Genomic DNA, 12,675 nt, shown 5'->3' with positions numbered 1-12,675 from the left:
CAATGGCCAGCCCGATTTCCGCAAATCGCGCCGAACTGCTCGCCATCGCCAATTCGGTGGCGAACGAGAAGATGATCGACAAGTCGATCGTCATCGAGGCGATGGAAGAGGCGATCCAGAAGTCCGCCCGCAACCGTTACGGCGCGGAAAACGACATCCGCGCCAAGCTGGACCCCAATACCGGCGACCTGCGCCTGTGGCGCGTGGTCGAGGTGGTCGAAGAGGTCGAGGACTACTTCAAGCAGGTCTCGGTCGAGCAGGCGCAGAAGCTGCAGGCGGGCGCGGTCGTCGGCGACTACATCGTCGATCCGCTGCCGCCGGTAGACCTCGGCCGTATCGACGCGCAGTCGGCCAAGCAGGTGATCTTCCAGAAGGTCCGCGACGCCGAGCGTGAGCGCCAGTACGAGGAATTCAAGGACCGCGCCGGTGAGATCATCACCGGCGTGATCAAGTCGGTCGAATTCGGCCACGTCATCGTCAACCTCGGCCGGGCCGAGGGCATCATCCGCCGCGACCAGCAGATCCCGCGCGAAGTCGCCCGCGTCGGCGAGCGTGTCCGCGCCTGGATCATGAAGGTCGAACGGTCGAACCGCGGCCCGCAGATCTTCCTGAGCCGCGCCCACCCCGAATTCATGAAGAAGCTGTTCGCGCAGGAAGTGCCCGAGATCTACGACGGCATCATCCAGATCAAGGCCGCCGCCCGCGATCCGGGCAGCCGCGCCAAGATCGGCGTGATCAGCCACGATTCGAGCATCGACCCCGTCGGGGCCTGCGTCGGCATGAAGGGCAGCCGCGTTCAGGCCGTTGTGCAGGAACTGCAGGGCGAGAAGATCGACATCATCCCGTGGAGCGAAGACACCGCGACCTTCATCGTCAACGCGCTGCAGCCGGCCACGGTCAGCCGCGTCGTACTGGACGAGGAAGAGGGCCGCATCGAGGTCGTCGTGCCCGATGACCAGCTTTCGCTCGCCATCGGTCGCCGCGGCCAGAACGTGCGCCTCGCCTCGCAGCTGACCGATAGCCAGATCGACATCATGACGGAGCAGGAATCGAGCGAGAAGCGGCAGAAGGAATTCGCCGAGCGTTCGAAGATGTTCGAGGAAGAGCTCGACGTCGACGAAACCCTGTCGCAGCTGCTGGTGGCCGAAGGCTTCACCGAACTGGACGAGGTTGCCTATGTCGAGATGGACGAACTCGCCGGGATCGAAGGCTTCGACGAGGAACTCGCCGAGGAATTGCAGAGCCGCGCGATCGAGGCGCTGGAGCGGCGCGAATCCGCGTTCCGCGAACAGCGCCGCGAACTCGGCGTCGAGGATGCGCTCGCCGAGATCCCGCACCTGACCGAGGAAATGCTGGTCGTGCTGGGCAAGGGCGGCATCAAGACGCTCGACGATCTTGCCGATCTCGCCACCGACGAACTGATCGCCAAGAAGCGCGAGGCGCCGCGTCGCCGCAACCCCACCGACGGCCCGCCGCTGAAGCGCAACGTGCGCGAAGGCGACAAGGGCGGCGTGCTGGGCGAATTCGGCCTGTCCGAAGAGCAGGGCAACGAGATCATCATGGCCGCCCGCGCCCACTGGTTCGAAGACGAGGACGTAGCCGCGGACGTAGCCGGGGACGAGGTCGCGCAGACCGCTCCCGCAGCCGAGGAGGCCGCCGATGCGGAATCCTCGCAATGATACGCCGGTAAGCCCGGTTACCGCTGATCCGGCCACCCTCGAAGGGGCCGACAGCTTCGACGATGGCTCGGCGCGCGCTGCAAAGCGTGCTCCGGAGCGTCGTTGCGTGCTTTCGGGCCGCACTGCCCCTCGTGAACAACTGCTGCGTCTGGCCGTCGGGCCGGAAGGGCAGGTCCTGCCCGACGCCCATGCCAAGGCGCCCGGACGCGGCGCGTGGCTCGGTTCGACTCGTGCGGAACTTGAAGCTGCGGTCGCGAAGGGCCATCTGAAGGGTGCGCTGGCACGCGGCTTCCGGACCAATTCGTTGCGCGTGCCGGACAACCTTGCCGATCTGGCTCAGGCCGCGCTGACCCGCGCGTTAACCGACCGGCTCGGCATCGAATGGCGATCGGGCAACCTGATCGCGGGTTCGGACCGCATCGCCGAACAGGCCCGTTCCGGCAAGGTTGCGTGGCTCGGCCACGCCGCCGATGCCAGCGAGGACGGGTCGCGCCGGCTGGACCAGGCCTGGCGAGTCGGCGAGGATGCCGAAGGCACGGGGATGGCGGGTTTGCGCTTGCCACTGGACCGCGCCGCCCTGTCTGTGGCATTGGGCCGCGACAATGTCGTTCACCTCGCGGTGACCGACCGTGCCGCCGCGGCGCGCATTTCGGCGCAGCTGGCACGATTGATGCACTTTCTCGGCCCTGACCGGCCCGCGGAACCGACTGCGGGCCAGGGACATGGCACGGATCCGCCCCTGACCGGAACGGCCGCCTAGCGCGACCGAGGCCCGAGGCACCGCCCCAGCACCGCGTGCTTTGCCGCACGCCACGCTGCCGGGGACGAGACGACGAATTTTTGAAGGACGTTTTGACCGTATGAGCGATACCGACGACACCCCCCGGACCCGCAAGCCGCTTGGACTCAAGCGCTCTGTGGAGGCGGGCGAGGTCAAACAGACCTTCAGCCACGGCCGCACCAACAAGGTCGCGGTCGAGGTCAAGCGTCGCCGCAAGATCCTGAAGCCGGGCGAGACCGCCGCGCCCGCCCCGGCTGCCGAACCCGCGCCGCCGCCGGCGGCCAAGGTCGCGCCACCGCCGGTGCCGACTCCCGCGCCTCGCCCCGCTGCCAGCCAGGAGACTCGCCAGGAACTGCAGGCCCGCCTGCTGCGCGAGGCCGAGGAAGCACGCCTTGCCGCGCTGGAGGAAGCGAACCGCCGCGAGGAAGAGCAGCGCCTGCGCGCCTTCGAGGAAGAGAAGCGCCGCGCCGAGGAAAATCGCAAGGCCGCCGAGCAGGAGGCCGAACAGGCCGACGCCGCCCCGGCCGAAGTGCCCGCGGCGAGCGTTGCCGAGCCGCAGCCCGCGCCCCAGGCGTCCGCCCCGCAGGCGCCCGAGGAGGCCGAACCGGCCGCCGGCGAGGGTGCGGCTGACGAGAGCGGTGACGAGGAAGCGCCCGCGCCGCGTCGCTTCACCCCGGTCAAGCGCCCCGAAGTCAAGCGCACGGCTCCGGCCGCGGCGGAAAAGAAGCCCGCCCGCGCCGCCGACAAGCGTGCCCCCGCCGACGATCGCGCCGGCGACAAGGGCGCGCTGGATCGCCGAAAGGGCAAGCTGACCGTCACCAAGGCGCTGAACGAGGACGAGGGCCGCCGCGCCCGCAGCCTTGCCGCGCTGAAGCGTGCCCGCGAGAAGGAACGCCGCATCCACGGCGGCAGCGGTTCGCGCGCGCCGCGCGAAAAGCAGGTCCGCGACGTGATCGTCCCCGAGGCGATCACCGTGCAGGAACTCGCCCAGCGCATGGCCGAGAAGGGCGCCGACCTGGTGAAGGCGCTGTTCAAGATGGGCATGATGGTCACCGTCAACCAGACGATCGACCAGGACACCGCCGAACTGCTGGTCGAGGAGTTCGGCCACAACATCCAGCGCGTGTCGGACAGCGACGTCGACATCGACACGACCGAGGATGTCGATGCCGAGGAAACGCTGCAGCCGCGTCCGCCGGTGGTCACCATCATGGGCCACGTCGACCATGGCAAGACCAGCCTGCTCGACGCGCTGCGCGGCACCGACGTGACCCGCGGCGAAGCGGGCGGCATCACGCAGCACATCGGCGCCTACCAGGTGACGACGAAGGACAAGCAGAAGATCACCTTCCTCGACACCCCGGGCCACGAAGCCTTCACCGAGATGCGCGCGCGCGGTGCCAACGTCACCGACATCGTGATCCTGGTGGTCGCCGCCGACGACGGGCTGATGCCGCAGACGATCGAGGCGATCAACCACACCAAGGCCGCCGGCGTGCCGATGATCGTTGCGATCAACAAGGTCGACAAGCCCGAGGCCAATCCGCAGAAGATCCGCGAACGCCTGCTCGAGCACGAGATCGTGGTCGAGGCGATGAGCGGCGATGTCATGGACGTCGAGGTTTCGGCCAAGGCCAAGACCGGTCTCGACAAGCTGATCGACGCCATCATGCTCCAGGCCGAAATCCTCGAGCTGAAGGCCAACCCCGACCGCCAGGCCGAGGCGACCGTGATCGAGGCCAAGCTCGACAAGGGCAAGGGCCCGCTCGCCACCGTGCTGGTGACGCGCGGCACGCTGAAGCGGGGCGACATCTTCGTCGTCGGCACCGAGAGCGGCCGCGTCCGCGCGCTGCACGACGACATGGGCCGCCAGATCAAGGAAGCCGGGCCGTCGATGCCGGTCGAGGTTCTGGGCCTGGGCGGCGTGCCGCATGCGGGCGACCAGATGTCCGTGGTCGAGAACGAGCAGCGCGCGCGCGAGGTTTCCGCCTATCGTTCGGAAAAGGCGAACGAGAAGCGCACCACGTCGGCGCCGGCCAGCTTCGAGAACATGTTCTCGGCGCTGAAGAGCAGCGTCATCGAATACCCCGTCGTCATCAAGGGCGACGTGCAAGGTTCGGTCGAGGCGATCAATTCGGCGCTGGCCAAGATCTCGAACGACGAGATCAAGGTCCGCGTGCTCCATTCGGGCGTGGGTGCGATCACCGAGAGCGACGTGACGCTGGCCGCGGCCAGCGGCGCGCCGATCATCGGCTTCAACGTCCGCCCGAACGCCAAGGCGCGCGAGCAGATGGAGAAGAACAAGGTCCGGCTGATGTATCACGACGTGATCTATCACCTGACCGAGGAGATCACGAAGGAACTGGCCGGCGAGCTGGGTCCGGAAAAGATCGAGCACGTCCTTGGCCGTGCCGAGGTCAAGCAGGTCTTCCCGGCCGGCAAGAAGGACAAGGCGGCGGGTCTGCTCGTCGTCGAGGGCACGATCCGCAAGGGTCTGTTTGCCCGTCTCACCCGCAACGACGTCATCGTTTCGGCCACGACCATCCAGTCGCTGCGCCGCTTCAAGGACGACGTCGACGAGGTCCGCGCGGGTCTCGAATGCGGCGTGGTGCTGGCCGACACGAACGACATCAAGCCGGGCGACCAGCTCGAGGTCTTCGAGGTCGAGGAACGCGAACGCGTTCTCTGATCGCTGGCCGCTTCCTGTCGACTACTGGCGGGGCGCCGGGCATTTGTCCGGCGCCCCGCTTGCGTTGCACACCGTTGAAAGGGTGAGACGATGCCCCGCTACTGCGCCTTCTTCGCCAGCATGAACGTGGGCGGCAACCGTCTGAAGATGACCGACTTGCGCGATGCGCTGGAGCGGGAGGAGCTCGAGGATGTCGAGACCGTCGTCGCCAGCGGCAACGTGCTGTTCTCGTTCGACGAGCGTCCTTCGGAAGGGCTTTCGGAAATGCTGGCCTGGATCGTCAGGGACCGGTTCGGCTTCGACACGTTCGCCGCCGTACGCAACGCGGACGAGATACGCGCAGCGTTCGAGAACAATCCGTTCTTCGGCAACGGCGAGGACCGGCTGGTGCACACCCTCTTCCTCGACGCGCCTGCCGATCCCGCGAAGTTCGCGGCGATGCTTGCCGCCTACGAGGGCCGGGGGCCGGAGCGCATCGCGCTGGGCGAGGGGGAGCTTTACGTCGATTACGTCGAATGCGTCGGTCCGTCGCGGCTGACCGGGGCGTTTCTGGAGCGCAGGCTGGAACGGCGGTCCACCGCGCGCAACATGACTTCGTTGCGGCGCATTTATGAGAAGATGACCTGATCCAAGAAGGGCGACCCGCCAGGGCCGCCCTTTCCTGTTCCTAGCGATAGAACGCGTTCGACACGATGGCCGAGACGATGCCGCTGGTGATGCCGATCAGCAGCGCATCGTCATCGGCCCGCACCCAGCGATAGCCGCGCGGCGGGGCGTAGAGGCTGTGCCGGTAATCGGTGTAGTAGACCGGGCGATAGTAGCGGACATAACGCCGGTCGAACCGCTCACCGCGCCGCCAGTCACGTGCGTAAAGGCGGCGGCGATCGGCGCGGTAGTGGTCGCGCCGGTCGCGATAGGAATAGCGGTCGTAACGACCGTGGTGCCGATCGTGCTTGTCGTGCCAGCGGTCGTGCTTGCGCTCGTAACGGTCGCGCGCTTCGGCGGGTTCGGCCATGACGGCCGGGGTGAGCATGGTGGCCGCGATGGCCATGGCGATCAGTTTCTTCATCGGTTCGTGTCCCAAGAGGTCTTGCAGGGCAGCGCGCGGCGACAAGACGTGCAACGCGCCGGACAGGTCGCTGACGGATTGTGTCAGACGGTCGCAGCGATCGCATCGGTTTATCGGTCGGTCGAACCCGCGGTGCGACAGGCCGAAGCCCCTGAATCGACTGTTCATTTGGGCTTAATCGGGCGAAGGCCTCGCGCGGCGAAACGCGCGTTCGAGCACGCCCCGGTCACGCATTCCGGCGAGCCGATCGTCCGGCCGCTGCGGCGTTTGCCCCATGCGGTTGCAAATCATCGCGACTGCGCCCAAATCGGGCGCAATCATGAGCCGCCCGAATGCCACGCCCGAAGACCGCTCCGTCCGCCTGCTCAAGGTGGGCGAACGCGTGCGGCACGTCCTGTCCGAGATCCTGACCCGGCAACAGGTGCACGACGACACGCTATCGGGTACGACCGTCAGCGTCACCGAGGTGCGCATGACGCCCGACCTGCGGCAGGCCAAGGTCTACGTGAAGCCGCTGCTTGGGGCCGACGAGGCCAAGGTGCTGAAGGCGCTGCAGGTCAACACCGCGTTCTTCCAGCGCGAGGTGGCCAAACGCCTCGGCCTCAAGAACGCGGCGAAGATCCAGTTCCGCGCCGACGAGACCTTTGACGAGGCGAGCCGCATCGACCGCCTGCTCGACGATCCGCGCGTGCGCCGCGACATCGCCGAGGAAGACGGCGAGTGACTTGGCGGCGAGTGGCCGGGGCCGGGGCGCTGGCGGCCTGACCCGCCAGTCCCTATCTCCATCCCATGTCCGATACCCTCATCCTCGCCGCGATCCTGATCCCGGTGCTCGTCGTTTCCATCGTCTTCCACGAAGTCGCGCATGGCTGGATGGCGCTGGTGCTGGGCGACACCACCGCAAAGGAGCGCCGGCGGCTGACGCTCAATCCCGTCCGCCATGTCGATCCCGTCGGCACGATCGTCGTGCCGGGGACGCTGGCGCTGGTCGGCGGGCCGGTGTTCGGCTGGGCCAAGCCGGTGCCGGTCAACAAGTGGCGGCTGAACAATCCGCGTTTCGGCATGATGGCGGTGGCGGCGGCGGGTCCGGCGACGAACATCGTGCTCGCGCTGATCGCGACGATCGTGCTGGGCTTCGTGGCGCGCGGTCTGACCGTGCCGCCGACCGGGGCGCTCGAATGGCTGATCCTCGGCCTGAATTACGCCGTGCTCGTCAATCTCTTCCTTGCGCTGTTCAACATGCTGCCGATCCCGCCCTTCGACGGGTCGCATATCTTGGAGGGGCTGCTGCCGCGCCGCTGGGCCGCCGCCTACGACAAGCTGCGCCCGCTGGGCATGCTGCTCTTCGTCGCGCTGATCGCGGTGACCTGGCTGTTTCCGGAATCCGGCGTGATCGAGCGGGTCGTCTTGCCGCCGGTCGAATGGCTGCGCGGCCACATGATGCAGCTTGCCCTCGCCATCGCCGGGGGCTGACGCGCGTGCCGCACGGCTGGATCATCCTCGACAAGCCGCTGGAACTCGGCTCGACCCAGGCGGTCGCGGCGGTGAAGCGCAACTTGCGCCAGGCCGGTTTCGGCAAGGTGAAGGTCGGCCACGGCGGCACGCTCGACCCGCTGGCGACCGGCGTGCTGCCGATCGCGGTGGGAGAGGCGACGAAGCTGGCCGGCCGCATGCTCGACGCCAGCAAGACTTATGCTTTCACGCTCGCCTTCGGGACCGAGACGACGACGCTGGACGCCGAAGGAGAGGCCTGCGCGACAAGCGAGGTGCGGCCGACCGGCGCCCAGATCGCCGCCATCCTGCCTGCCTTTACGGGTTCGATCGAGCAGGTGCCGCCCGCCTATTCGGCGGTGAAGGTCGACGGCCAGCGCGCCTACGACCTCGCCCGGGCCGGGGAGGCGGTGACGCTGGCCACCCGTGCGGTGACGATCCACGCGCTCGACATCGTCGAAACGACACCCGATTCGGTGACGCTGCTGGCAAATGTTAGCAAGGGTACCTATATACGCTCTCTCGCAAGGGACCTGGCGCACGCGCTGGGCAGTGTCGGCCACGTCACCATGCTGCGGCGGGTGAAGGCCGGGCCATTCGTGATCGAAACGGCGATTTCGCTGGACAAGTTGAACGAATTGGGCAAGGGCGCGCCCCTTGAAGATATCATCCTGCCGTTGGAGGCGGGGCTGGACGACATCCCGGCTCTCTCCCTCTCTCCGGACGCGGCAGGGGCGGTCCGACAGGGCCGCAAGCTGTCCGGATTGCCTCATGCCGATGGCACCTACTGGGGACGAGAGGGCGAAAAGCCCGTGGCCCTGATGGAAATCACCGGCGGCGAGGCGCGGGTCCTTCGGGGCTTCAACCTTTGAGACACGATGTCGCGGAGTAATGACATGACGGTAGCTGCCGAACGCAAGCAGGAAATCATCCAGGACAACGCCCGCCAGTCTAACGACACGGGCAGCCCGGAAGTCCAGGTCGCGATCCTCACCGAACGGATCCGCAACCTGACCGAGCATTTCAAGGAACACCACAAGGACAATCACTCGCGGCGTGGACTGCTGGTGATGGTCAACAAGCGGCGCTCGCTGCTGGCGTACCTCAAGAAGAAGGACGTCGCACGGTACAACGCCCTGATCCAGAAGCTCGGCCTGCGCAAGTAAGCTGAAACCGGAAGGCGGCCCCATGATGGGCCGCTTTTCATTTAGGGCCTATCGCAGCAATCGATGGGCCTGACAAAAAGGCGGCCAGCCCGGCAATTCGGCCGGGCGAGCCATGGGGCACGATGAACAGCCCCGCACCGGACCGGGACGGCACCCCCGGCAAAGCAGGCCCCGCGACGCAATCTGGCGCGCGGGTCACAAGGAAAACCTATGTTCGACGTAAAGACCGTATCGATGGAGTGGGGCGGAAAGACCCTCACCCTGGAAACCGGCCGCATTGCCCGTCAGGCTGACGGCGCGGTCCTCGCCACGTATGGCGAAACCGTTGTTCTGTGCGCGGTCACCGCCGCCAAGAACGTCAAGGAAGGGCAGGATTTCTTCCCGCTCACCGTCCACTACCAGGAAAAGTTCTTCGCCGCCGGGCGCATCCCGGGCGGCTTCTTCAAGCGTGAGCGCGGCGCGACGGAAAAGGAGACGCTAGTCTCCCGCCTGATCGATCGGCCGGTCCGTCCGCTGTTCCCCGAAGGCTTCTACAACGAGATCAACGTGATCGCGCAGGTGCTGTCGTTCGACGGCGAGTGCGAGCCCGACGTTCTCGCGATGATCGCCGCTTCGGCTGCGCTGACTATCTCGGGCGTGCCCTTCATGGGCCCGATCGGCGCCGTGCGCGTCGGTTATGAGGATGGCGAATACCTCCTCAACCCCAAGCAGGACGCGGCTGCCGCTGGCGCACTCGACCTGGTCGTCGCCGCCACTGGCAATGCGGTGATGATGGTCGAATCGCAGGCCCGCGAGCTGACCGAGGACGTCATGCTGGGTGCGGTGATGTTCGCGCACGAAGAGTGCAAGAAGGTCGCCAACCTGATCATCGACCTGGCCGAGAAGGCCGCCAAGGACCCCTGGGAAGTCGCCGTCAGCGACAACTCGGCGATCAAGGCGAAGCTCAAGGACCTGATCGGTGCCGACATCGCCGCCGCCTACAAGCTGACCGACAAGTCGGCCCGCTCGAACGCGCTCAACGCGGCGCGTGACAAGGCCAAGGAAGCCTTCGCCAGCGAAGACGCGCAGACCCAGATGGTCGCGATCAAGACCGTCAAGAAGGTCGAGGCCGACATCGTGCGCGGCGCGATCCTCAAGGACGGCACCCGCATCGACGGTCGCACGACCACGCAGGTCCGCCCGATCGAGGCGATGGTCGGCCTGCTGCCGCGCACCCACGGTTCGGCGCTGTTCACCCGCGGCGAGACGCAGTCGATCTGCACCACGACGCTGGGCACCAAGGACAGCGAGCAGATGATCGACGGGCTGGAGGGCCTCTCCTACTCGAACTTCATGCTACACTACAACTTCCCGCCCTACTCGGTCGGCGAAGTGGGCCGCTTCGGTGCGCCGTCGCGCCGCGACACCGGCCACGGCAAGCTGGCCTGGCGCGCGCTGCAGGCGGTGCTGCCCAGCAAGGAAGAGTTCCCCTACACGATCCGCGTCGTCTCGGACATCACCGAGTCGAATGGTTCTTCCTCGATGGCTACTGTCTGCGGCGGCGCGCTGTCGATGATGGACGCGGGCGTGCCGATCACGCGCCCGGTTTCGGGCATCGCGATGGGCCTCATTCTCGAAGGTGACGAGTTCACCGTGCTGTCCGACATCCTCGGCGACGAGGATCACCTCGGCGACATGGACTTCAAGGTCGCGGGCACCGAAGTCGGCATCACCACGATGCAGATGGACATCAAGGTCGCCGGCATCACCAAGGAAATCTTCGAGGCCGCGCTGAACCAGGCCCGCGACGGTCGCGCCCACATCCTGAGCGAGATGACCAAGGCGCTGGGTTCGGCCCGTACCGAGCTTTCGGCGCACGCCCCGCGCATCGAGACGATCCAGATCGACAAGTCGAAGATCCGCGACGTCATCGGCACCGGCGGCAAGGTCATCCGCGAGATCGTCGCGGAAACCGGCGCCAAGGTGGACATCGACGATGAGGGGATCATCAAGATCTCGTCGAGCGACCTGTCGCAGATCGAGGCCGCCAAGAAGTGGATCCTCGGCATCGTCGAGGAAGCCGAGGTCGGCAAGATCTACACCGGCAAGGTCGTCAACATCGTCGACTTCGGAGCTTTCGTGAACTTCATGGGCGGCAAGGACGGGCTCGTCCACGTCTCCGAAATGAAGAACGAGCGCGTCGAGAAGCCGACCGACGTCGTGTCGGAAGGCCAGGAAGTGAAGGTCAAGGTTCTCGAGATCGATCCGCGCGGCAAGGTTCGCCTGTCGATGCGCGTCGTCGACCAGGAAACCGGCGAAGAGCTGGAAGACACCCGTCCGCCGCGCGAACCCCGCGAACCGCGCGGCGATCGCGGTGACCGTGGCGACCGCCGTGGCCCGAGGAGCGATCGTGGTGGCCGCGGTGGCGATCGCGGCCCGCGTGGTGGCGATCGTGGTCCGCGTCGTGATCGCGACGACCGCGGCGGCGAGGGCAAGGAAGGGGGCAACCCCGATCACATGCCCGCGTTCCTCAAGGACGACTGATCGTGCCGGGGGATCCGCGGCAAGCCGGGGATCCTGATGCCAACAGCCAGGCAAAGGGCCGCCGGACCAATCCGGCGGCCCTTTCTTGCGTGTCGTTTCCGCCGAGGGCGGGAACGTCCGGGCATCTTCGGGGTTCGTCGAATGATGCGCGTTTCTTTTCGCAAGCCCCTTTCGACGCGCCGGATTTTCGCCATCTATGCAGCTGGACGGCGGGACGGAAGGGTGGCGGTGAAATCGCATGAATGACGATCGGCGCTCGGCGCGCCAGCGTATCGCCGCAGGGATAGACCGCTTTCCCGTCGCCACCGACCGTCCGTGGATCGGCTATGGCTTCGCGATTGCCATAATCGCGTTTGCCTGGGCCTTGCGGACCTGGGTCCATCCCTTTTTGCCATCCGGCTTTCCCTACGTCACCTTCTTCCCGGCTGTGGTCGCCTCGGCTTTCCTCTTCGGATTGAGACCGGGACTGTTGGCGGCCGTGTTGGGGTTCTTCCTTTCGCGCTGGTTCTTCGTGCAGCCGCTCCACTCGTTCTCGATGGAGGGAGGCGCGGGGGTGGCAATGGCGTTCTACGTCTTTGTCGTCGGCGTCGACATCGTGTTGATCCACTGGATGCAGTCGGCGCATCGCCGGCTGGACGCGGAGCGCCGCCGCAGCAGCGCGCTGGCCGAGAACCGCGAACTGCTGTTTCGCGAATTGCAGCACCGGGTCGGTAACAACCTGCAGATGGTGGGCTCGATGCTGTCGCTGCAGAAGCGCCGCCTGACAGACCCCGCGGCCATCGCCGCCGTCGAGGAAGCCTCGCAGCGGCTGGGCACGGTCGGGCGGGTACAGCGACAGATCTACGATCCGGGCGGGGCGCATCTCGACCTTCCCGCGTTTCTCGAACAGGTCCTGCTCGATGCGATTGCCGCCTCGGCGCGCAACGACGTGACCTTCGAACTGGCCGACATCGCGCCGATCACTCTCGATCCCGATGCTGCCATCCCCACCGCCCTGATCGTGACCGAGGCGGTGTCGAACGCGATCGAACACGGTTTCGGCTTCGAAAGAGGCGGCCACATCCGGGTCGAGGCCGATCAAGCGGATGGCAGGATGACCATCGTCGTCGAAGACGACGGCAAGGGGCTGGCCGAGGACTTCACGCCCGGCGACAGTCTCGGCCTGCGCATCGCGCAGAGCCTCGCCAGCGGGCTAGGTGGCCATTTCGCATTGGAACCGAAGGACCGGGGCGCGCGGGCAACGCTGGTCATGACGCCGTCCGCGGCATGACGTAGAT

The 12,675-nt window shown here is 66.6% G+C and carries 11 protein-coding genes; 10 read left to right on the top strand and 1 reads right to left on the bottom strand.

All coding sequences use genetic code 11. The features are described 5' to 3' along the window. The first annotated feature begins 2 nt into the window (after positions 1-2). The 4 genes from nusA to J2X37_RS14585 all read left to right on the top strand — a co-directional run bounded on the left by nusA (position 3) and on the right by J2X37_RS14585 (position 5,776). Positions 3-1,679 carry a transcription termination factor NusA gene (nusA, locus tag J2X37_RS14600; RefSeq protein ID WP_310022655.1) on the top strand — a complete coding sequence of 559 codons (1,677 nt, stop codon included), beginning with the start codon at positions 3-5 and terminating at the stop codon, positions 1,677-1,679. Then, positions 1,660-2,439, top strand: coding sequence for a DUF448 domain-containing protein (locus J2X37_RS14595; protein ID WP_310022652.1), 780 nt, complete (start codon positions 1,660-1,662; stop codon positions 2,437-2,439). Before nusA ends, J2X37_RS14595 begins: the two co-directional genes overlap by 20 nt. Positions 2,440-2,539: 100 nt before the next feature. Next, entirely contained in the window at positions 2,540-5,149 is a 2,610-nt protein-coding gene (gene infB / locus J2X37_RS14590) for a translation initiation factor IF-2 (RefSeq protein ID WP_310022649.1), read from the top strand. Between the two features lie 90 nt (positions 5,150-5,239). Beyond that, positions 5,240-5,776 (top strand): DUF1697 domain-containing protein, encoded by a 537-nt coding sequence (locus tag J2X37_RS14585; protein WP_310022646.1) that lies wholly within the window; start codon positions 5,240-5,242, stop codon positions 5,774-5,776. 40 nt (positions 5,777-5,816) lie between these two features. On the opposite strand, the gene J2X37_RS14580 is transcribed toward J2X37_RS14585, so the two are convergent. After that, positions 5,817-6,218, bottom strand: a complete 402-nt coding sequence (locus J2X37_RS14580; RefSeq protein ID WP_310022644.1) for an RcnB family protein — start codon at positions 6,216-6,218, stop codon at positions 5,817-5,819. Positions 6,219-6,537: 319 nt separating this feature from the next. On the opposite strand from J2X37_RS14580, the gene rbfA reads away from it, so the two are divergent. From rbfA to J2X37_RS14550, 6 genes are all read left to right on the top strand, one after another. Beyond that, entirely contained in the window at positions 6,538-6,942 is a 405-nt protein-coding gene (rbfA, locus tag J2X37_RS14575) for a 30S ribosome-binding factor RbfA (protein ID WP_310022642.1), read from the top strand. 65 nt (positions 6,943-7,007) lie between these two features. Continuing rightward, positions 7,008-7,691, top strand: coding sequence for a site-2 protease family protein (locus J2X37_RS14570; RefSeq protein ID WP_310022640.1), 684 nt, complete (start codon positions 7,008-7,010; stop codon positions 7,689-7,691). A gap of 5 nt (positions 7,692-7,696) precedes the next feature. Then, positions 7,697-8,581 (top strand): tRNA pseudouridine(55) synthase TruB, encoded by an 885-nt coding sequence (truB, locus tag J2X37_RS14565; RefSeq protein WP_310022638.1) that lies wholly within the window; start codon positions 7,697-7,699, stop codon positions 8,579-8,581. Between the two features lie 24 nt (positions 8,582-8,605). Continuing rightward, on the top strand, positions 8,606-8,875 hold the full coding sequence (rpsO, locus tag J2X37_RS14560) for a 30S ribosomal protein S15 (protein ID WP_310022635.1): 270 nt from the start codon (positions 8,606-8,608) through the stop codon (positions 8,873-8,875). Positions 8,876-9,085: 210 nt separating this feature from the next. Then, positions 9,086-11,398: a polyribonucleotide nucleotidyltransferase gene (gene pnp, locus J2X37_RS14555; protein WP_310022633.1), complete on the top strand. Its 2,313-nt coding sequence runs from the start codon at positions 9,086-9,088 to the stop codon at positions 11,396-11,398. 238 nt (positions 11,399-11,636) lie between these two features. Then, positions 11,637-12,668 carry a DUF4118 domain-containing protein gene (locus tag J2X37_RS14550; RefSeq protein ID WP_310022631.1) on the top strand — a complete coding sequence of 344 codons (1,032 nt, stop codon included), beginning with the start codon at positions 11,637-11,639 and terminating at the stop codon, positions 12,666-12,668. Positions 12,669-12,675 lie beyond the last annotated feature (7 nt).

This window comes from Croceicoccus sp. BE223 (assembly GCF_031457155.1).
Lineage (GTDB): Bacteria > Pseudomonadota > Alphaproteobacteria > Sphingomonadales > Sphingomonadaceae > Croceicoccus.
Note: the sequence above shows the minus strand (reverse complement) of the source record. Positions and strands in the feature narration are given on the sequence as shown.